Annotated in this window: 19 protein-coding genes; 15 read left to right on the forward strand and 4 right to left on the reverse strand. The window is 67.7% G+C overall.

Features of this window, described 5'->3' with window-relative positions; all coding sequences use genetic code 11:
- Positions 1 to 107: 107 nt before the first annotated feature.
- From AC3WQZ_RS12690 to AC3WQZ_RS12705, 4 genes are read left to right on the forward strand one after another with little or no spacing between them, the layout of a single operon-like run.
- Complete coding sequence (locus AC3WQZ_RS12690) at positions 108 to 1043, forward strand: branched-chain amino acid ABC transporter permease (RefSeq protein WP_010814975.1); 936 nt, start codon at positions 108 to 110, stop codon at positions 1041 to 1043.
- Between the two features lie 13 nt (positions 1044 to 1056).
- Positions 1057 to 2214: an ABC transporter permease subunit gene (locus AC3WQZ_RS12695; RefSeq protein WP_010814974.1), complete on the forward strand. Its 1158-nt coding sequence runs from the start codon at positions 1057 to 1059 to the stop codon at positions 2212 to 2214.
- A gap of 13 nt (positions 2215 to 2227) precedes the next feature.
- On the forward strand, positions 2228 to 3004 hold the full coding sequence (locus tag AC3WQZ_RS12700) for an ABC transporter ATP-binding protein (protein WP_010814973.1): 777 nt from the start codon (positions 2228 to 2230) through the stop codon (positions 3002 to 3004).
- A 17-nt stretch (positions 3005 to 3021) separates the two neighbouring features.
- Entirely contained in the window at positions 3022 to 3738 is a 717-nt protein-coding gene (locus AC3WQZ_RS12705; protein ID WP_010814972.1) for an ABC transporter ATP-binding protein, read from the forward strand.
- A gap of 227 nt (positions 3739 to 3965) precedes the next feature.
- Here AC3WQZ_RS12705 and AC3WQZ_RS12710 read toward each other — a convergent pair whose 3' ends face one another.
- Both AC3WQZ_RS12710 and AC3WQZ_RS12715 read right to left on the reverse strand, forming a co-directional pair.
- Entirely contained in the window at positions 3966 to 5153 is a 1188-nt protein-coding gene (locus tag AC3WQZ_RS12710; protein WP_010814971.1) for an acetylornithine transaminase, read from the reverse strand.
- A gap of 279 nt (positions 5154 to 5432) precedes the next feature.
- Positions 5433 to 6491, reverse strand: coding sequence for a CDP-6-deoxy-delta-3,4-glucoseen reductase (locus AC3WQZ_RS12715; RefSeq protein WP_010814970.1), 1059 nt, complete (start codon positions 6489 to 6491; stop codon positions 5433 to 5435).
- 9 nt (positions 6492 to 6500) lie between these two features.
- Here AC3WQZ_RS12715 and AC3WQZ_RS12720 point away from each other — a divergent pair, with 9 nt between their 5' ends.
- From AC3WQZ_RS12720 to hutG, 11 genes are all read left to right on the forward strand, one after another.
- Complete coding sequence (locus AC3WQZ_RS12720) at positions 6501 to 7508, forward strand: NAD-dependent epimerase/dehydratase family protein (RefSeq protein WP_011615959.1); 1008 nt, start codon at positions 6501 to 6503, stop codon at positions 7506 to 7508.
- A 311-nt stretch (positions 7509 to 7819) separates the two neighbouring features.
- Positions 7820 to 8788 carry an ABC transporter substrate-binding protein gene (locus AC3WQZ_RS12725; RefSeq protein WP_011615958.1) on the forward strand — a complete coding sequence of 323 codons (969 nt, stop codon included), beginning with the start codon at positions 7820 to 7822 and terminating at the stop codon, positions 8786 to 8788.
- Positions 8789 to 8815: 27 nt separating this feature from the next.
- The gene (locus tag AC3WQZ_RS12730; protein ID WP_010814967.1) at positions 8816 to 9685 is read left to right on the forward strand and encodes an ABC transporter permease; all 870 of its coding nucleotides are present in this window, start codon (positions 8816 to 8818) and stop codon (positions 9683 to 9685) included.
- Complete coding sequence (locus AC3WQZ_RS12735; protein WP_439668222.1) at positions 9682 to 10461, forward strand: ABC transporter ATP-binding protein; 780 nt, start codon at positions 9682 to 9684, stop codon at positions 10459 to 10461. Before AC3WQZ_RS12730 ends, AC3WQZ_RS12735 begins: the two co-directional genes overlap by 4 nt.
- Before the next feature lie 16 nt (positions 10462 to 10477).
- Positions 10478 to 11239, forward strand: coding sequence for a histidine utilization transcriptional repressor HutC (gene hutC / locus AC3WQZ_RS12740; protein ID WP_492300654.1), 762 nt, complete (start codon positions 10478 to 10480; stop codon positions 11237 to 11239).
- Between the two features lie 64 nt (positions 11240 to 11303).
- Complete coding sequence (hutH, locus tag AC3WQZ_RS12745) at positions 11304 to 12881, forward strand: histidine ammonia-lyase (protein ID WP_010814964.1); 1578 nt, start codon at positions 11304 to 11306, stop codon at positions 12879 to 12881.
- A 51-nt stretch (positions 12882 to 12932) separates the two neighbouring features.
- Positions 12933 to 14633, forward strand: a complete 1701-nt coding sequence (gene hutU, locus AC3WQZ_RS12750) for a urocanate hydratase (RefSeq protein WP_010814963.1) — start codon at positions 12933 to 12935, stop codon at positions 14631 to 14633.
- Positions 14630 to 15232 carry a HutD/Ves family protein gene (locus tag AC3WQZ_RS12755; protein ID WP_010814962.1) on the forward strand — a complete coding sequence of 201 codons (603 nt, stop codon included), beginning with the start codon at positions 14630 to 14632 and terminating at the stop codon, positions 15230 to 15232. The genes hutU and AC3WQZ_RS12755 overlap by 4 nt, the downstream gene beginning before the upstream one ends.
- Complete coding sequence (gene hutI, locus AC3WQZ_RS12760) at positions 15229 to 16482, forward strand: imidazolonepropionase (protein WP_011615957.1); 1254 nt, start codon at positions 15229 to 15231, stop codon at positions 16480 to 16482. The genes AC3WQZ_RS12755 and hutI overlap by 4 nt, the downstream gene beginning before the upstream one ends.
- Positions 16479 to 17885, forward strand: coding sequence for a formimidoylglutamate deiminase (locus AC3WQZ_RS12765; RefSeq protein ID WP_492300656.1), 1407 nt, complete (start codon positions 16479 to 16481; stop codon positions 17883 to 17885). The genes hutI and AC3WQZ_RS12765 overlap by 4 nt, the downstream gene beginning before the upstream one ends.
- Positions 17886 to 17922: 37 nt before the next feature.
- The gene (hutG, locus tag AC3WQZ_RS12770; protein ID WP_492298084.1) at positions 17923 to 18735 is read left to right on the forward strand and encodes an N-formylglutamate deformylase; all 813 of its coding nucleotides are present in this window, start codon (positions 17923 to 17925) and stop codon (positions 18733 to 18735) included.
- A 42-nt stretch (positions 18736 to 18777) separates the two neighbouring features.
- Here the strand turns inward: hutG and AC3WQZ_RS12775 are convergent, their stop codons facing one another.
- Both AC3WQZ_RS12775 and AC3WQZ_RS12780 read right to left on the reverse strand, forming a co-directional pair.
- Positions 18778 to 19686, reverse strand: coding sequence for an SMP-30/gluconolactonase/LRE family protein (locus AC3WQZ_RS12775; RefSeq protein ID WP_492300658.1), 909 nt, complete (start codon positions 19684 to 19686; stop codon positions 18778 to 18780).
- 40 nt (positions 19687 to 19726) lie between these two features.
- Positions 19727 to 21100 carry a GntT/GntP/DsdX family permease gene (locus tag AC3WQZ_RS12780; protein WP_492300659.1) on the reverse strand — a complete coding sequence of 458 codons (1374 nt, stop codon included), beginning with the start codon at positions 21098 to 21100 and terminating at the stop codon, positions 19727 to 19729.
- Position 21101 lies beyond the last annotated feature (1 nt).

Raw genomic sequence — 21101 nt, forward strand, 5'->3', positions numbered from 1 at the left:
TCGCTTACCAGCAAACCAACCACCGCAACGTTACCCATTACACACCATGGTCCCGCCCCCGGCATCCACACCATGCCGCAAGGTCCGGGACTGAAGCAGGAGTTTTCATGGATATCCTTATCCAGCAGATCGTGAACGGTCTGGTGCTCGGCAGCATCTATGCGCTGATCGCACTGGGCTACACCATGGTCTACGGTATTCTCGGCATCATCAACTTCGCCCACGGCGATGTGCTGATGATCGGCGCGCTGACCGCCCTGTCAGCCATCCTCGGATTGCAGAAGTTCGCCCCCGGCCTGCCTGAATGGCTGACGCTGGTGATCGCCACGCTGGTCGCGATGCCAGTCTGCGCGATCCTGTCCTATTCGATCGAGCGGATCGCCTACCGGCCCTTGCGCAATGCGCCACGGCTGGCCCCGCTGATCACCGCCATCGGCGTCTCCATCATCCTGCAGACGATGGGCATGCTGATCTGGTCGCGCAACCCGCTGACCTTCCCGCAGCTGCTGCCGTCCGAGCCGATCGACATCGGCACGACCGGCGCCACCATCACCGGCAAGGAAATGGTCATCATCGGCATGGCCGTGATGGTGATGTCCGGCCTGCTGGCCCTGGTCAACCGCACCAAGCTCGGCCGCGCCATGCGCGCCACCGCCGAGAACCAGAAGGTGGCCGGCCTGATGGGCGTGAACCCCAATTTCGTCATTTCCGCCACCTTCATGATCGGCGCCACGCTGGCCGCGCTGGCCGGCGTGATGATGGCCACCAACTACGGCAATGCCCACTTCTACATGGGCTTCATCCCCGGCCTGAAGGCGTTTACCGCCGCGGTGCTGGGCGGCATCGGCAACCTGGCTGGCGCCATGGTCGGCGGCATGCTGCTGGGCCTGATCGAAGCGCTCGGCGCCGGCTATATCGGCGACCTGACCAACGGCGTCTTCGGTTCGAACTACCAGGACGTCTTTGCCTTTATCGTGCTGATCACCGTGCTCGTCTTCCGTCCGTCCGGCATCATGGGCGAACGCGTGGCGGATCGCGCCTGAGGAGAGCGAATCCATGAATACTCCGATTCCATCCACGGCAGCCGTCGCGGCGCCCACCAAGGTGCCGGCCAAGACCCTGGCCGCACTGATTGGCTTCCTGGTGATCGCCCTGTGCGCACCGTTCTTCGTCCAGACCCTGGGCGGCAACTACTGGGTCCGCGTGCTGGACTTCGCGCTGCTGTACATCATGCTGGCGCTGGGCCTGAACATCGTGGTGGGCTTTGCCGGCCTGCTTGACCTGGGCTATATCGCGTTCTACGCGGTCGGCGCCTACCTGATGGCGCTGCTGGGCTCGCCCCACCTGGCGAACCAGTTCGAGTGGATCCAGCAACTGTTCCCCACCGGCATCCACCTGTCGATGTGGTTCGTGTTGCCGATCGCGATCCTGGTAGCCGCCACCTTCGGCGTGCTGCTCGGGGCGCCAACGCTGAAGCTGCGCGGCGACTACCTCGCCATCGTGACGCTGGGCTTCGGCGAGATCGTCCGCATCTTCATGAACAACCTTGACCGCCCGGTCAACATCACCAACGGGCCCAAGGGCATCACCGCGGTGGACCCGGTCCATATCTTCGGCTTCGACTTCTCGAAGTCGCACGAGATCTTCGGACTCAAGTTCACGCCGGTGTTCATGTACTACTACCTGCTGGTGTTCCTGGTCATCGTGATCGTGTTCGTGAGCCTGCGGCTGCAGACCTCGCGTATCGGCCGCGCTTTCGTGGCCATCCGCGAAGACGAGATCGCCGCCAAGGCGATGGGCATCAACACCCGCAACATCAAGCTGCTGGCCTTTGCCATGGGCGCTTCGTTCGGCGGCGCCTCGGGCGCGGTGTTCGGCGCGTTCCAGGGCTTCGTGTCGCCGGAATCGTTCACGCTGTGGGAATCGATCTACGTGCTGGCCATCGTGGTGCTTGGCGGCATGGGCCATATCCCGGGCGTGATCCTGGGCGGCGTCCTGCTGGTGGGCTTCCAGGAGTTGCTGCGCGTGGTGGCGGAGCCGATGCAGACCGGTTTGTTCGGCCATGTCATCGTCGATGCCGAAGTGCTGCGCCAGCTGCTGTTCGGCCTGGCCCTGGTCGGCGTCATGCTGTATCGCCCGGCGGGCATCTGGCCGTCGCCGCGCAAGGAAGACCGCCCGGTGGTGCGCCGTGCGGGCAGCGTGGGCCGTTTCTGACCAGGAGGACAACATGAGCAACAACGATTTCCTCCTGTCGGTACAGGGGGTCAACAAGCGTTTCGGCGGCCTGCAGGCACTGTCCGAGGTGGGCCTGCAGATCAAGCCGGGCGAGATCTACGGGCTGATCGGCCCCAACGGCGCCGGCAAGACCACCTTCTTCAACGTGATCACCGGCCTGTACACGCCGGATTCAGGCGAGTTCGTGCTGGGCGGCAAGCCCTACCAGCCGACCGCCGTGCATGAGGTCGCCAGGGCCGGCATCGCGCGCACGTTCCAGAACATCCGCCTGTTCGGCGAGATGACTGCGCTCGAGAACGTGATGGTGGGGCGCCACGTGCGCTCCAAGGCCGGCGTGTTCGGCGCGATCTTCCGCCCGCCCGCGGTGCGCCGCGAGGAAGAGGGCATCGAGGACATGGCGCACGACCTGCTCGACTATGTCGGCATCGGCAAGTACGCCAACTTCACCGCGCGCAACCTCTCCTACGGCCACCAGCGCCGGCTCGAGATCGCGCGGGCGCTGGCGACCGAGCCCAAGCTGCTGGCACTGGACGAACCGGCCGCGGGCATGAACGCGACCGAGAAGGTGGAGCTGCGCGGACTGCTCGACAAGATCCGCAACGATGGCAAGACCATCCTGCTGATCGAGCACGACGTGAAGCTGGTGATGGGCCTGTGCAACCGCATGACGGTGCTGGACTACGGCAAGGTGATTGCCCAGGGCCTGCCGCACGAAGTGCAGAACAACCCCGCGGTGATCGAGGCCTACCTCGGCGCATCGGCACACTGATGGCCGGAGGACAAGCAATGACACAGACAGTACTGAAGATCTCCGGCCTCAAGGTCGCGTACGGCGGCATCCAGGCCGTCAAGGGCATTGACCTGGAAATCCGGGACGGCGAGCTGGTGACGCTGATCGGCGCCAACGGCGCCGGCAAGACCACCACCATGAAGGCCATCACCGGCCTGCAGGGCTGGGCCAGCGGCGACGTGGAATACATGGGCAAGTCGATCAAGGGCGTGCCCAGCTACGCGCTGCTCAAGCAGGGCCTGGCGATGGTGCCGGAAGGCCGCGGCGTGTTCGCGCGCATGACCATCACCGAGAACCTGCAGATGGGCGCCTACACGCGCAACGACGACGCCGGCATCAAGGCCGACGTCGAGCGCATGTTCGGCATCTTCCCGCGCCTGAAGGAACGCGCCAACCAGCTGGCGGGCACCATGTCCGGCGGCGAGCAGCAGATGCTGGCAATGGCGCGCGCGCTGATGAGCCAGCCCAAGGTGCTGCTGCTGGACGAGCCGTCGATGGGCCTGTCGCCGATCATGGTCGAGAAGATCTTCGAGGTCGTGCGCGACATCTCGGCACAGGGCGTGACCGTGCTGCTGGTGGAGCAGAACGCGCGCCTGGCGCTGCAGGCTGCCCACCGCGGCTACGTGATGGAGTCGGGCCTGATCACCATGAGCGGGGACGCCAAGCAGATGCTCGACGATCCCAAGGTGCGGGCCGCCTACCTGGGCGAGTAAGGCGCGCGCTGCCGCCTCCCACCCCGCCGCAAGAGGGGTGAGGGAGAGGGCAGGCGCACGCAGGCGCAAGGCCTTTCCCCTTGCCGCGGGGCCCCGCGCAACGCCTGCTCAGGCTGGTGTGCGCGGGTTCTGCGGCGCTGGCTCTCTCCCTCACTCCTCTGCGGCACCACAAAGAAAAAAGCCTCGCGCGCGCGAGGCTTTTTTTCCGTCTGGCGAATGACCAGGACTCAGGCCAGCTTCTTCAGCAGCGTGCGCAGCATGCCGATCATCTGGTCGATCTCTTCACGCGTCACGTTCAGCGCGGGCATGAAGCGCAGCAGGTTGGCGCGCGGTGCGTTCAGCAGCAGGCCTTGCGGCACCATGTCGCGGGCTTCTTCCACCAGTTGCGGGCCGATGTCCTTGCCCAGCATCAGCGCGCGCAGCAGGCCGTCGCCGCGTTCGCCGGCCAGGCCGAACTCGGCGGACAGCGCCAGCAGCTGTTCCCGCAGGTATTCGCCCTTGGCCTTGACGTCGTCGAGGAACCCCGGCGCGGTCAGCTGCTCGATCACGGCGCTGCCCACCGCGGTCATCAGCGGGTTGCCGTTGTAGGTGCCGCCCTGGTCGCCGGCCTCGAAGCTGGCGACCTCGGCCTTGCACAGCAGCGCCGACAGCGGCACGCCGCCGCCGATGCCCTTGCCCAGCGTCATGATGTCCGGCTCCACGCCTGCCAGCTCGTAGGCGAACAGGGTGCCGCAGCGGCCGCAGCCGGTTTGCACTTCATCGACGATCAGCAGCAGCCTGTGCTTGTCGGCCAGCGCGCGCAGGCCCTGCATGAACTCGCGCGTGGCGGGGATCACGCCGCCTTCGCCTTGCACCGGTTCCAGCATGATGCCGACGGTCTTGTCGGTGATCAGCTTCTCCACCGAGGCCAGGTCGTTGAGATCGGCGCGCGGGAAGCCCGGCACCTGCGGCGCAAAGATGGTGTCCCAGCCGGCCTTGCCCGACGCGCTCATGGTGGCGAGCGTGCGGCCATGGAAGCTGTGGTCCATGGTGATGATCTCGAAGGCGCCGTCCTTGTGCTTGCGGCCCCATTTGCGCGCCAGCTTGATCGCGCCTTCGTTGGCCTCGGCGCCGCTGTTGGCGAAGAAGACCTTGTCGAAGCAGCTGTGGTCGGTCAGCTGCCGGGCCAGCTTGAGCATCGGCTCGTTGTAGAAGGCCGGGCTCGGGTTGATCAGCCGGTGCGACTGGGCCACCAGCGCGTCGATCATGCCCTGGTTGGAATGGCCCAGACAGTTCACTGCCCAGCCCTGCACGAAGTCCAGGTATCGCTTGCCGTTGTGATCCGTCAGCCAGGAGCCCTTGCCCTCGGTGAACACGAGCTCGGGCCGGTTGGTGATGTACATCAGGGATTGGACGGGATACTCAGCAAATGCCATGGCGGACTCCAGGGGTCGGCTTTAAACGATGGACGGACGGGCGTAACAACCGGGACAAAAACAAAAAGCCACGGGGGTTGCCCGTGGCTCGTTGACATGAACAGACGCAGTCGACGGTCAGCCGCGCGGCACCCCAGCGGGGAGCGACGTACGGAAGCTGCGGCGTCGGTTGAAGGTCATGTGCATGCGGGCAAATATAAGGCGCATGCGCCCGGGTGTCAAAACGAATTTTGGCTGGCCCGGGCATTGTTGCGCTGAGGGAACGGCTCTCGGGCGGCCTCAGGCCGCGGGAGTGGCCGGGTGCATGTCGGCCTCGGAGGTGAACGAGTCGGCGAAGAACGCGTCCTCGTGCAGCTTGCACTGGCGAGTGAAGTCGCCACGCGCGGCATTGATCATCACCGGGGCGCCGCAGGCATAGACCTCGTGGCCCGACAGGTCGGGATGGTCGGCGATCACGGCCTGGTGGACAAAGCCGGTGCGGCCCTGCCAGTTGTCTTCAGGCAGCGCGTCGGAGATCACCGGCACGTAGCGGAAGTTGGGCAGCTCGCGCGCCCACTGCTCGCACAGCGCATGCATGTACAGGTCCTTGGGCCGGCGGCCGCCCCAGTACAGGGTCATCGGGCGCTGGATGCCGGTGTAGGCGGCGTGCTCGACGATGGCCTTGATCGGCGCAAAGCCGGTGCCGGAAGCCAGCAGGATAATCGGGGCCTCGGACTCCTCGCGCAGGAAGAAGCTGCCCAGCGGGCCCTCGAAGCGCAGGATGTCGCGCTCCTTCATGGCCGGCTGGCCTTCCCTGGCGCCGAAAACATAGTCGGTGAAGGCGCCGCCGGGCATATGGCGGATATGCAGTTCGATCGGGCCGTCTTCATGCGGCGGCGTGGCGATCGAATAGCTGCGGCGCTTGCCGTCGCGCAGCAGGAATTCCACGTACTGGCCGGCCAGGTACTGCATGCGCTCGGTCGCCGGCAGCTGCAGCTTGATGGCGATCACGTCGTCGGCCAGGCGCTCGATCGCGGTCACGCGGCACGGCACCTTCTTGATCGGGATGTCGCCCGCGCCGTGGACCTCGCGGCACTCGATGGTGACGTCCGAGGCGGCGTTGGCGCAGCAGAACAGGGCGCGGCCCTCGGTTTTCTCCTGCGCGGTCAGTGCCGCCGGGGCGTGGTCGCCCTGCACGATGGTGCCTTCGAGCACGCGGCCCTTGCACGAGCCGCAGGCGCCGTTCTTGCAGCCGTAGGGCAGCCCGATGCTGTGGCGCAGGGCCGCGCCGAGGATGGTTTCGTCCGCTGCCACTTCAAACTTGTGGCCGCTGGGCATGACGGTTACTTGATAAGCCATAATCGGTCTATGAGCCAAATTCTGTCGAAGCTGCAGCCCTCGCGCCTCCCACAAGTCCCGCGGCTGCCGGCGCCTTCGCGCCGGCTGGGCCGCCCGCGCCTGTTGATCGTCGGCTGCGGGGATGTGGGGACGCGCTGCCTGCGAATCCTGTCGTCGCGCATGCGTGTCTTTGCCGTGACCTCACAGCCGGCGCGCCGGGCTGAACTGCGCGCCGCCGGCGCGGTGCCGCTGGTGGCGGACCTGGACCGGCCGGCCACGCTGGCACGGCTGCATGGGCTGGCCACGCAGGTGCTGGACCTGGCGCCGCCGCCCGGGCAGGGCGAAGGCGATCCGCGCACGCGTGCCTTGCTCGCCGCCTTGCGCCGGGCGGCCTGGCGCAAGGCCAGGACGTCGGCCGGCATGCTTCCCGGCGAGCCCGCCATTCTACCCGACCGGGGCAGGCCCCGCGCTGCGTTTGTCTACGCCAGCACGTCGGGCGTGTACGGCGACCGGCAGGGCGCCCGGGTCTCGGAATTCCACGCCGTGCGGCCCCAGACCGCCCGCGCGCGCCGCCGCGTGGCCGCCGAGCAGGCAGTGCGCGGCTTCGGCCGCGATGCCGGCTGGCGTGCCAGCATCGTGCGCATCCCCGGCATTTATGCCGAAGACCGCCTGCCGCTGGCGCGCCTGCACCGCGGCACGCCCGCGCTGGTGCCGCAGGACGATGTCTACACCAGCCATATCCATGCCGACGACCTGGCGCGCACTATGGTCGCGGCGCTGTTCCGCGGCCGCGCGCAGCGCGTGGTCCATGCCAGCGACGACACCGAGCTGCGCATGGCCGATTACTTCGACCTGGTCGCGGACCGCCGCGGCCTGCCGCGCCCGCCGCGCATCACGCGCGGGCAGGCGCATGAAGTGATCGACAAGACGCTGCTGAGTTTCATGAGCGAATCGCGCCGCCTCGACAACCGCCGCTTGAAACGCGAGCTGCGCCTGCGCCTGCGTTACCCGACTGTCACCTCCTTCTTCGACACCTGACCGCCTTGCCGGCGCGTCCCGGTGCGGCTGGCACGGGGTTTGCTGTGCCTTTGCGTCGTTTTTGTCCTGTCTATACAGCAGCACTTCCATCGCCCCGGCCTGGTGCCGACACTGCAATCCGTGAACCGGGGTGGTGCGAGGCCTGTTGAGGATTCCCCGCTCTGGAAAGCGCCTTTCAAGGTGTTTGTCCGCCTGGTTGCTTGGTGGAAGCCCTACGTTGACTTGTATATACAGGTAATGTTTAATGTCCGAAAACGAGCGCGGCCACACGCATGGCCTGCCGTCGACGGACACACCAAAGGAGCGTACAGATGAGGAATCACAGCAGGATTCGCGGTCGGATGGCAGTGCAGGCCGCGGTGCTGGTTGCGGCATTGGGGGCCGGTGCGGCCCAGGCGCAGAATACCCAGGTCACGCTGGGCATGAGCGGCTGGACCGGTTTCGCGCCGCTGACGCTGGCCGACAAGGCCGGCATCTTCAAGAAGCATGGCGTGGACGTCGACATCAAGATGATCCCGCAGAAGGACCGCCACCTGGCGCTGGCCTCGGGCGCGATCCAGTGCGCGGCCACCACGGTGGAAACGCATGTGGCCTGGAACGCCAACGGCGTGCCCATCACCCAGATCGTGCAGCTCGACAAGTCCTACGGCGCCGACGGCCTGGCCGTGCGCAGCGACGTCAAGAGCTTTGCCGACCTGAAGGGCAAGACCATCGGCGTCGATGCGCCGGGCACCGCGCCGTATTTCGGCCTGGCCTGGATGCTGAAGAAGAACGGCATGACGCTCAAGGACATCAAGACCACCACGCTGTCGCCGCAGGCGGCCGCGCAGGCCTTCGTGGCCGGCCAGAACGACGGCGCCATGACCTATGAGCCGTATCTGTCGACGGTGCGCCAGAACCCGGACAAGGGCAAGATCCTGGCGACCACGCTCGATTACCCGATGGTGACCGATACGCTGGGCTGCGCGCCGAAGTGGCTTAAAGAGAATCCCAAGGCCGCGCAGGCGCTGGTCGACAGCTACTTCGAGGCCCTGGAGATGATCCGGAAGGAGCCGGCCAAGGCCAACGACATCATGGGCGCTGCGGTCAAGCAGACCGGCGAGCAGTTCGCCAAGTCCTCCGCCTACCTGCGCTGGCAGGACCGCGAGGCCAACCGCAAGTTCTTTGCCGGCGAGCTTGCCAGCTTCAGCAAGGAAGCTGCGGCGGTGCTGCTGGAAATCGGCGTGATCCGCCAGGTGCCGGACGTGACGGCGCTGTATGACGCGCGTTTCCTCAAGTAACCGACAGTCTTCAGGAGGCGTGACGTCATGACGCAAGCCAGACTTGGAACACCCGCCCCGGCCGCTGCCGCGGCGGTCCCTGCCGCAGCGGCGGCGCCGGTGCGCCGGCGCCACCCGTGGCTGGCCCCGCTGGTGCCGGTGGCGCCCAACACGCGCTGGATGCTGGGCCTGTCCTTCTTCGTGCTGTTCTTCGGCATCTGGGCCGTGGTAACGCTGGGCGGCTTCGTGCCGCGCACGTTCCTGGCCGATCCGATGACGATGGCCAAAGAGGGCTTCATCCTGTTCACCGAGCACAACTTCATCGGCGACATCGGCATGACCGTGTGGCGCGTGGTCGGCGGCTTCGTGCTGGCGGCGGTGCTGGCGGTGCCGCTGGGCATCTTCATGGGCGCGTACAAGGCGGCCGAGGCGTTCTTCGAGCCCTTCGTGTCGTTCTGCCGCTACCTGCCCGCGTCGGCCTTTATCCCGCTGCTGATCCTGTGGGCCGGCATCGGCGAGACCCAGAAGCTGCTGGTGATCTTCATCGGCTCGTTCTTCCAGATCGTGCTGATGGTGGCGGTGGCCGTCGGCGGCGCGCGCAAGGACCTGGTGGAGGCGGCCTACACGCTGGGCGCCAACAGCGCCGGCATCGTGCGGCGCGTGCTGATCCCCGGCGCCGCGCCCGAGATTGCCGAGATCCTGCGGCTGGTGCTGGGCTGGGCCTGGACCTACGTGATCGTGGCCGAGCTGATCGGCTCATCGTCGGGCATCGGGCACATGATCACCGACAGCCAGGCGCTGCTCAATACCGGGCAGATCATCTTCGGCATCATCGTGATCGGCTGCATCGGCCTGGTCTCGGACCTTGTCTTCAAGCGCGCCAACCAGCGCCTGTTCCCGTGGAGTTCGATCCAATGAGCGCACTGTCCATCCAGCAGGTCTCGCGCACCTTCTCCAACCCGCGCGGCGGCCAGACCCTGGCGCTGCAGCCGGTCGACTTCGAGGTCCGCGACAATGACTTCGTCACCATCCTCGGGCCTTCGGGCTGCGGCAAGTCCACGCTGCTGCGCATCGTCGCGGGGCTGGATACGCCCTCCAGCGGCCGCGTGCTGCTGGACGGCCAGCCGGTGTCCGCCCCCGGCGCGGACCGCGGCATGGTGTTCCAGTCGTACACGCTGTTCCCGTGGCTGACGATCGAGCAGAACGTGCGCTTCGGCTTGCGCGAGCGCGGCATGAGCGCCGCCGAGCAGAAGGAGCGCAGCGACTTCTTTATCCAGCGTGTGGGACTGCGCGGCTTCGAGCACCATTTCCCCAAGCAGCTGTCGGGCGGCATGCAGCAGCGCACCGCGATTGCGCGCGCGCTGGCCAACGATCCCAAGATCCTGCTGCTCGACGAACCCTTCGGCGCGCTCGACAACCAGACCCGCGTGCTGATGCAGGAGTTGCTGCTGGGAATATGGGAGGCGTCGCGCAAGACGGTATTATTCGTGACCCATGATATCGACGAGGCCATTTTCATGGCCAACCGGGTGGCGGTGTTTTCTGCCAGGCCGGGTCGGATCAAGAGCGAGATCGCGGTGAATTTCCCGCATCCGCGCCATTACACCGTCAAGACCACTCCGGAGTTCTCCGCGCTCAAGGCGCGGCTGACCGAGGAGATCCGCGCCGAGGCCATGGCCTCGGCCGAGCACTAGGCATCCAACCAACGCCATGAACCACTCCGCCGGCACCGCCTCTTCCGCTTCTGCCTCTCCCACCGCGCTCTACCAGCAGGTGAAGGAGTACATTGCCCGCCAGATCCAGAGCGGCGCGTGGCAGCCGGGCGACCGGGTGCCGTCGGAGCAGGAGCTGGTGAACCGCTTCGGCGTCTCGCGCATGACCGTCAACCGGGCGCTGCGCGAGCTGCAGGAGCAGGGCCGGGTGGTGCGGGTGGCCGGCGTGGGCACCTTCGTGGCGGAGCACAAGCCGCAGTCGACGCTGCTGTCCGTGGTCAACCTGCAGGACGAGATCCGCATGCGCGGCCATGACTATGCCTGCGACGTGATCCTGGTGGAGCGTGTGTCGGCATCGATCGAGGTGGCCGCGGCGCTGGAGCTGCGCACCGGCGAGTCGGTGTACCACTCGGTCTGCGTGCATCGCGAGGACGGCGTGCCGGTGCAGCTGGAGGACCGCTACGTCAATGCGCGCGTGGCGCCGGACTTCATCAGCCAGGACTTCAGCGAGACCCAGCCCGGCGAATACCTGCTGCGCCATGTGCCCTACGATCAGGTAGAGCACGTGGTCGATGCCATTGCCGCGACGCCGGAGCAGGCCGCGCAACTGGAAATGCCGCCCACGCAACCTTGCCTGATGCTGACGCGCCGCACCTGGACCAACGGCGTGCCGGTGACCTTTGTGCGCTGCCTGCATCCGGGCAACCGCTACCGCCTCGGCAGCCGCTTCCGCGCCGACGGCAACCCTGCTTTCGGCTGAATCCACAAGATCCGGCCGCACGGTTCAACTTTTTACTCTAAGCTGTATAGACAGGAACATACAAATGAGCGCCAGCCAACACGACGACCAAGCTTCCCGCCCGCTGCTGACCCTGCAGCCGGGCCAAGTCACCCTGGCCGACCTGCGCCGCATCTACCGCGGCGAAGTGCGCCTGGCCATGGCCGAATCGGCCTGGGCCGGCGTGCGCGCCGCGCAGGCCACGGTGCAGGACATCATCGACGCCGATGCCGTGGTCTACGGCATCAATACCGGCTTCGGCAAGCTGGCGCAGACCCGCATCCCCAATGACAAGCTGGCGCAGCTGCAGCGCAACCTGGTGCTGTCGCACAGCGTCGGCACCGGCCCGGACCTGGCCGAAGACACGGTGCGCCTGATCCTGGCGATCAAGGCCGTGAGCCTGGCGCGCGGCCATTCGGGTGTGCGCCCGGAACTGATCGAGGCGCTGCTGGCGCTGGCCAACCACGGCGTGACGCCGTGCATCCCGGCCAAGGGGTCGGTCGGCGCCTCGGGCGACCTGGCGCCGCTGGCGCATATGTCGTGCACGCTGATCGGCGTGGGCGACGTGCTGGTCGACGGCAAGCGCGTGCCCGCCGCCGAGGGCCTGGCGCACGCCGGCCTGCAGGCCTTCGAGCTGGGCCCCAAGGAAGGCCTGGCGCTGCTCAACGGCACCCAGGTGTCGACCGCGCTGGCGCTGGCCGGCCTGTTCGCCGCCGAAGACGCCTTTGCCGCCGGACTGGTGGCGGGCGCGCTGTCGCTGGAAGCGATCAAGGGCTCGGTCAAGCCGTTCGACGCCCGCATCCATGAGGCGCGCGGCCAGGCCGGCCAGATCGCCGTGGCCGGCGCCGTGCGCGCGATGCTGGACGGCAGCGAGATCGTCGACTCGCACAAGACCTGCGGCCGCGTGCAGGACCCGTACTCGATCCGCTGCCAGCCGCAGGTGATGGGCGCGTGCCTGGACAACCTGCAGCACGCCGCGCGCATCCTGCAGATCGAGTCCAACGCCGCCTCGGACAACCCGCTGGTATTCTCCGCGCAGGGCGACGTGGTCTCGGGCGGCAACTTCCACGCCGAGCCGGTGGCATTTGCCGCCGACATCATCGCGCTGGCGATTGCCGAGATCGGCGCGATTTCCGAACGCCGCCTGGCGCTGCTGCTCGATACCGGGCTGTCGGGCCTGCCGCCGTTCCTGGTGCGCGACGGCGGCCTGAACTCGGGCTTCATGATTGCGCAGGTGACCGCGGCCGCGCTGGCCTCCGAGAACAAGGCGCTGGCGCATCCGTCCAGCGTCGACAGCCTGCCGACCTCGGCCAACCAGGAAGACCATGTGTCGATGGCCACCTACGGTGCGCGCCGCCTGGGCGAGATGGCCGCCAACACCGCAGTCGTGGTCGGCATCGAGGCCATGGCCGCGGCGCAGGGCATCGAGTTCCACCGCCCGCTGAAGTCGTCGCCGCTGGTGGAGCAGGAACTGGCCCGCATCCGTGCGCGCGTGGCCTTTGTCGAAGAGGACCGCTACCTGGCACCGGATATCGAAGCGATGAAGCAATGGGTGGTGCAGGGCGATGCCGGCGCCGGCTGGCCCGATGCCGTGCGCGCGATCCTGCCGACCAACCTGTCGTAACGCGCCCCGCGCCGACACTGCCAGACCAGACCCGCAGCAGGAGAACAAGACATGAACGCCAACGAAAACCAATTCATCCAGCGCGGCCAGCGCGAAATCCGCGCCCCGCGCGGCAGCCAGCTGCACTGCAAGAACTGGCTGATCGAAGCCGCCTACCGCATGATCCAGAACAACCTCGACCCGGACGTGGCCGAGCGTCCGCAGGACCTGGTGGTCTACGGCGGTATTGGCAAGGCGGCGCGCAACTGGGAGTGCTTCGACGCCATCCTGGACAGCCTGCGCCGCCTGGGTGAGGACGAGTCGCTGCTGGTGCAGTCGGGCAAGCCGGTGGGCGTGTTCCGCACCCATGCCGATGCGCCGCGCGTGCTGATCGCCAACTCCAACCTGGTGCCGCACTGGGCCAACTGGGACAAGTTCAACGAGCTGGACCGCGCCGGCCTGATGATGTACGGCCAGATGACGGCGGGCTCGTGGATCTACATCGGCACGCAGGGCATCGTGCAGGGCACCTACGAGACCTTTGTCGAGGCCGGTCGCCAGCACTACAACGGCGACCTGTCGGGCAAGTGGATCCTGACCGCCGGCCTGGGCGGCATGGGCGGCGCGCAGCCGCTGGCGGGCGTGCTCGCCGGCGCCTGCGTGCTGGCGATCGAGTGCCAGGAGTCGCGCATCGATTTCCGCCTGCGCACGCGTTATGTCGACAAGAAGGCCACCACGCTGGATGAAGCGCTGGCGATGATCGCCGAGGCCACGCAGAAGAAGGAAGCGATCTCGGTCGGCCTGCTCGGCAACGCCGCCGAGATCCTGCCGGAACTGGTCAAGCGCGCGCAGGCCGGCGGCATGCGCCCGGACATCGTCACCGACCAGACCTCGGCGCACGACCTGGTCAACGGCTACCTGCCGGCCGGTTGGACCGTCGCTCAATGGGAAGCGGCGCGCACGCAGGATCCCAAGTCGGTGGAAGCCGCCGCGCGCCCGTCCATCGTCAAGCACGTGCAGGCCATGCTCGACTTCCAGAAGATGGGCGTGCCGACGGTCGACTATGGCAACAATATCCGCCAGGTCGCGTTCGACGAGGGCGTGAAGAACGCCTTTGATTTCCCGGGCTTCGTGCCGGCCTATATCCGTCCGCTGTTCTGCCGCGGCAAGGGCCCGTTCCGCTGGGTCGCGCTGTCGGGCGATCCGGAAGATATCTACAAGACCGATGCCAAGATGAAGGAGCTGTTCCCCGAGGACAAGCACCTGCACCGCTGGCTCGACATGGCGCACGACCGCATCGCCTTCCAGGGCCTGCCCGCGCGCATCTGCTGGGTGGGGCTGGATGAACGCCACCGCGCCGGCCTGGCCTTCAACGAGATGGTCAAGTCGGGCGAGCTGAAGGCGCCGGTGGTGATCGGCCGCGATCACCTGGACTGCGGCTCGGTGGCTTCGCCCAACCGAGAGACCGAGGCCATGCGCGACGGCTCGGATGCGGTGTCGGACTGGCCGCTGCTCAACGCGCTGCTGAACACCGCGGGCGGCGCCACCTGGGTCAGCCTGCACCACGGCGGCGGCGTCGGCATGGGCTTCTCGCAGCATTCGGGCGTGGTGATCGTGTGCGACGGCACCGATGCCGCGGCCAGGCGCATCGAGCGCGTGCTGTGGAACGACCCGGCCACCGGCGTGATGCGCCATGCGGACGCGGGCTATGACATCGCCATCGAATGCGCGCACGAGAAGGGCCTGAACCTGCCGATGGTGAAGGGCGCATGAGCCTGACGCTATTTCAACGGTTCGCGCTGGCCGAGATCGCGCCCACGCGCTGGAAGAACGGCGGCGGCAACACGCGCGAGATCGCGGTGTGGCCGCCGGGCGCCGGCATGGATGACTTCATGTGGCGCCTGAGCGTGGCCGATATCGGGCAGGACGGGCCGTTCTCGGCGTTTCCCGGCATCGATCGTCAGATCGTGCTGCTGGAGGGCGCCGGCGTCACGCTGCGTGCGGACGACGCCAGCTTCAGCCATCGCCTTGACCATATCGGCGAGCCGTTCGCCTTCTCCGGCGATACCAGCCTGCAGGCGACGCTGATCGACGGCGTCACGCGCGACTTCAACGTGATGACGCGGCGCGGCCACTGCCGCGCGCGCGTCGAGGTGTTCCGGCAGGGGTTCGTGCCTGGCACCGGCGGCCATGCCGTCTGCCTGCTGGCCGTCAGCGGCGCATGGCAGGCGCAGGATGCCGGCCTGCTGCTGCAAGCGGGCGAAGGAGCGCTCTGCGGCGCTGCGGAACCCCCATCCACGCCATCGTTTGAACCTGTGGGTGACGCGGCCCTGTGCCTGTGCGTCACCCTTGAGACGGAGCCCGGTCAATGACGCTGCCCTCTGTATCGTCCGCGCCCAGCGCGGACGGCGTCTGGCACAACTGCCACCTGCTGCCCGATGCCGATCCGGCGCACGCGATCCGCGATGCCGCGCTGGTGGTGGAGCATGGGCGCATCGCCTGGCTGGGTGCCACGGCGGACCTGCCGGATGCCTATCGCGGCGCGGCGCGCCATGATGCACACGGGGCATGGATCACGCCTGGGCTGGTCGACTGCCATACGCACCTGGTCTACGGCGGCCAGCGCGCCGACGAGTTCGCGATGCGGCTGGCCGGCGCCGGCTACGAAGAGATTGCGCGCGCCGGCGGCGGCATCGTCTCGACCGTGCGCGCCACGCGTGCCGCAGATGAAGACACGCTGTTTGCCCAGGCCGCCGCGCGCCTGCAGCCGCTGCTGGCCGAGGGCGTCACCGCCATCGAGATCAAGTCGGGCTACGGGCTGAGCCTGGAAGCCGAGCGCAAGCAGCTGCGCGTGGCGCGCCGGCTTGGCGAGCACTTCGGGATTTCGGTCTACACGACCTTCCTGGGCGCGCACGCATTGCCGCCGGAGTACGCGGGCCGTGCCGACGATTATATCGACCTGGTCTGCAACACCATGCTGCCGGCACTGGCCGGGGAAGGACTGGTCGACGCCGTCGATGCCTTCTGCGAATCGATCGGTTTCTCGATTGCACAGACCGGGCGCGTGTTCGAGGCGGCGGCGCGCCATGGCGTGCGCGTCAAGCTGCATGCCGAGCAACTGAGCAACCTCGGCGGCGCCGCGCTCGCCGCTCGCCACCGCGCCTTGTCCGCCGATCACCTCGAGCATCTCGACGAGGCCGGCGTCGCGGCGATGGCGGAGGCCGGCACGGTGGCGGTGCTGCTGCCCGGCGCCTACTACTTCCTGCGCGACACCAACCTGCCGCCGATCGCGCTGCTACGCCAGTACGGCGTGCCGATGGCAATCTCGACCGATCACAATCCGGGTACGTCGCCGGTCACTTCGCTGCTGCTGATGATGAATATGGCCTGCACCCTGTTCCGCCTGACCGTGCCCGAAGCGCTTGCCGGCGTGACCGTGCACGCCGCGCGTGCGCTGGGCGCATCGGATCGCCACGGGCGGCTGGAAGCAGGGCGCGTGGCCGACTTCGCGCTGTGGCGCATCGATTCGCCCGCCGAGCTGGCGTACTGGTTCGGCCGCAACCCGGTCGCGACGGTGGTGCGGCAAGGGCGTGTGCATGCGCACGAAGGAGCCTCGGCATGAGTGGCTCGCAACTCTTCGCTCCGTTTGCGCTGCTGCCGGCCGGCTGGGCGCGCGATGTGCTGCTGGCCTGGGATGAGCAGGGCCGCTTCACCACCGTGCAGCCCGGCACGGAGCCAGCCGCAGGCGTGCCGCATGCGGCCGGTCCCGTGCTGCCCGGCATGCCCAACCTGCACTCGCATGCGTTCCAGCGCGGCTTTGCCGGCCTGACGGAATTCCGCAGCCGCCCGCAGGGCGACGATCCGGCGGGTGCCGATTCATTCTGGAGCTGGCGCACCCTGATGTACCGCTTCGCGCAGCGGCTCTCGCCCGACACGCTGGAGGCCATCGCCACCCAGCTCTATATCGAGATGCTGCGTGCGGGCTACACCAGCGTGTGCGAGTTCCACTACGTCCATCACGATGCCGGCGGCACGCCCTATGCCGATGCCGCCGAGATGTCGCTGCGGCTGCTGCGCGCGGCCCGGCGTACTGGCATCGGCATGACGCTGCTGCCGGTGCTGTACCAGACCGCCGGCTTTGGCGGCAAGCCGCCGCTGGCCGAGCAGCGCCGCTTCCTGCACGACACCGACGCGATGCTGCGGCTGCTGGAACGGCTGGCCCCCGCGTGCGCGCAGTCCGGCGCGAGGCTGGGGCTGGCACCGCACTCGCTGCGCGCGGTGCCGGAGGAAAGCCTCGCCCACGCACTGGCGGGACTGCAGGCGATCGACCCGCAGGCGCCCATCCATATCCATATCGCCGAGCAGCAGAAAGAGGTCGACGATTGCATCGCGTGGTCGGGCACGCGCCCGGTGACCTGGCTGTTCGACCATGTAGAGGTCGACGCGCGCTGGTGCCTGGTGCACGCCACCCATATGGACTGGGACGAGCGCCGGCGCCTGGCGCACAGCGGCGCGGTGGCCGGCATCTGCCCGACCACCGAGGCCAACCTGGGCGACGGCGTGTTCGAGGCCGCGCCCTACCTGGCGCAGCAGGGCGCATGGGGCATCGGCTCCGACAGCCATGCCAGCGTCAGCGTGGCCGAGGAGCTGCGCTTGTTCGAATACGGCCAGCGGCTCGGCCTGCAGCGGCGCAATGTGCTGGCCTCCGACACGCATGCACAGGTGGCCGACCGGCTGTATCTCGAAGCCGTGGCTGGCGGCACGCGTGCCAGCCGCCGCGCCGTGGCGGGGCTTGTGCCAGGCCAGCAGGCCGATTTCGTGGTGCTGGATGGCGCCCATCCGACGCTGGCGGGCCTCGACGGGCCGCAGGCGCTGGCCACGCATGTGTTTGCCTGTCATGGTCATGAGACACTAGCGGATGTCCGCACCGCCGGACGCAGCCGCGTGCAGCATGGCGCGCATCCGCTGCAGGCGGATGCGGGGCGCCTGTTCATCGCGGCGCGCGCCAGCCTGCTGGCCGACTGACTGAAACCGGGCGCACGCCCACTGCATCGCAAAGACAATGTCCTTCTCCACCGATACCCCCGCCTTCACCCTGCATCGCGGCACGCGCCCGTTGCTGGTATCGATGCCGCACGTCGGCACGCACCTGCCGGCTTCGGTCTCGCAGCGCCTGACGGCCGAAGCGCGCACCGTGCCCGACACCGACTGGCACCTGGAACGCCTCTACAGCTTCGCCCGCGAGCTGGGTGCGTCGGTGCTGGTGGCCACGCATTCGCGCTACGTGGTCGACCTGAACCGACCGCCCGATAACGCCAACCTGTATCCCGGCCAGGACACCACGGGCTTGTGCCCGGTCGACACCTTCGACAAGACGCCGCTGTACGTCGACGGCAACGGCCCCGACGATGCCGAAATCGCCGCGCGCCGCGATGCGATCTGGCGCCCGTACCACCAGGCGCTGGCCGCGGAACTGGCCCGCCTGAAGGCGGAGCACGGCACCATCGCGCTGTGGGATGCGCATTCGATCCGCTCGGTGCTGCCGCGCTTCTTCGAAGGCAGGCTGCCGGACTTCAACCTCGGCACGGCCAACGGCGAGAGCTGCGACGCGTCGCTTGCGGATCAGCTGCTTGAGCAGGCTGGCGCGGTGGCCGGCCATACCGCGGTGCTCAACGGGCGCTTCAAGGGCGGCTATATCACGCGCCAATACGGCAAGCCGCAGGACGGCGTGCATGCGGTGCAGCTCGAGCTGTCGCAGGTCGCCTACATGAGCGAGACGTATCCGTTCGCCTACGACGAGGCGCGTGCGGCGGCGTTGCAGCCGGCTTTGCGAGGGATGCTGGCGACGGTGCTGGAGTTCGTCGAAACGCGCTAAGGCGCTGGCGCGGCACGATGGCTGCCGCGCAGCGCTGCCAGCTCACGTCAAGCGCTGACCAAGCCGCAGGCGGTAGAGCGAAGTGCTGGCGGCGATGAACAAGGCATCGCCCTCGGCGCCGCCGAAAACGAGGTTGCCGACCTTCTCCGGCACGGGAATATGCGCAAGCCGCGTCCCGTCCGGATGGAAAACCTGCACGCCGCTGGCGCTGCTGGTAAAGAGCCATCCGCGCCGGTCCACGCGAAATCCGTCCGGCAGTCCGGGCGCGATGACGGCGAAGACCCGCGGGTTGGCCAGCACCCGTCCCGCAACGACGTCGAAGGCGACGATATGGTGATGACCATCGTCGCGCAATGCCGCCGAGGTATCGGAGACATAAAGCACGTCTTCATCGGGCGAGAATGCCAGCCCGTTCGGCTCCTCGATCAAGTCGCTGGCGACTTCCAGCGCACCGACGGCGGGATCGTAGCGAAACACATAGTTGTGTCGCAGCTCGGGATCGGCCCGGTGGCCTTCGCGGTCCGACAGGATCCCATACGGCGGATCGGTGAACCACAAGGTGCCATCGCGCTTGACCACGATGTCATTGGGCGAATTCAGGCGCCGCCCCTGATAGTGGCTGACGACCAGTTCGTCCTCGCCAAGGCGGGCACCGCTGCGATGCGTCCGCACGATGGCCCGCTTTCCGTGCGAGCAATGCAGCAGCGAGCCGTCCGCCTCCAGTGCGTGGCCGTTGGTGAACCCGGCGCCCGTACGCCAGACCGACATGCCATCCGCGGCGCTCCAGCGCAGGATGCGGTCGTTGGGGATGTCGCTCCACAGCACCGCATCCTCGTCGGGCAACCACACCGGCCCCTCGCTCCAGGTTGCCCTGAATGCCAGTTGCTCGAGCCGTTCGCCCGCCAGCGGCAGCTCGCGTGCGCGCTCATCGAATATCCGGACTGTATCCATGGTCTTCCTTTATCCCGTTGCAAAGACACCCAAGCGGTCTTTACACGAACTGCCACAGCAAGAGGATCAGGCCAAGGGCTGCGCTACCGGCAAGCGTCGTCAGCACCGTCCAGCTCCTTAGTCCATCGCCGACGCTCAGGCCCAGCATCCGGGTCACGATCCAGAAGCCCGCATCGTTGACGTGGGAGACCGCCATGCCGCCCGCGCCCATCGCCAGGCCGATCATGGCCAAATGGTTGGGACCGGGCGAAGCCTGCGCGACCAGCGGGGCGATGATGCCGGCCGTGGTCATCAGCGCCACGGTGGTGGGCCCCTGTGCCGCGCGCAACAGCATCGCCAGCAGGAACGCGAGGACGGCCAGCGGCAGACCCGAAGACTGCAGCGACGTCGCCAGCGCGGGGCCGATTCCGGTCGACACCAGGATCTTGGCGAAAACGCCGCCGGCGCCGGTGATTAGGATCACCACCGATACGGTCGGGATGGCGGCGCCGGCCACCTCGGACACCGTCGCCAGCGGCGCGCCGCGACGGGTGCCCAGCAGGTAGGCACAGAGCATCAGGCCCAGCAACAGCGCGACGTACGGGATGCCGAGAAACATCAGCGCCGAGCGCCCGAAGAAGCCTTGCGGCAACAGCACCTGGGCCAGCGTCCCGGCCAGGATCAGCACGATCGGCAGCGCGATCAGCCCGGCGACGAGACGGGCGCCCGGCGGCGCACCGCTGCCCAGGCTGGCGGATGCCGCGTGGACCTTTGGGGCGCTGCCTGTGGCCTGGCCCACTTCGGCGGCGATATCGGCTGCCATATGGAACGGCCGCCTGGTCAGTCGCCGCGATGCCAGGAAAGTCACCAGGCCAGTGACCAGCGCGACCGGCAGGCCGATCAGCAGCAGGCGGCCGATCTCGATGCCGAGTTCCCCGGCCACTGCCACTATGCCCGGGTGCGGCGGCAGCAGGGCATGCACCACCAGCAACACGGCGCACACCGGCAGGCCAATCACCACCAGCGGAATGCCGCGGGTGCGCGTGAGCCCGTAGACCAGCGGCATCAGCATCATGACGCCGACTTCAAAGAACACCGGAATGCCGACGCCGAATGCGGTACAGGCCATGGCCAGCGGCACGCGTTTGTCGCCGAAGCGCTCGATCAACCGGTTGGCCAGCACCTGCGCGCCGCCCGACAATTCAATCATGCGTCCGATCATCGCGCCGAAGGCGATGATCACGGCGACATGGCCCAGGGTCTTGCCCAGGCCGCCTTCGACCGCATCGGCAATCTGGCTCACCGGTACGCCGGCCACGACGGCGACGCCCGTGGCCACCAGGATCAGTGCCAGGAAGGGGTGCAGCTTTGCGATCAGGATCAGGGCGAGCAACAGCAGGATCGCTGCCGCACCGCCGAATATCAGTATTGCCACG

The sequence above is a fragment of the Cupriavidus sp. FW305-26 genome, from assembly GCF_058787975.1.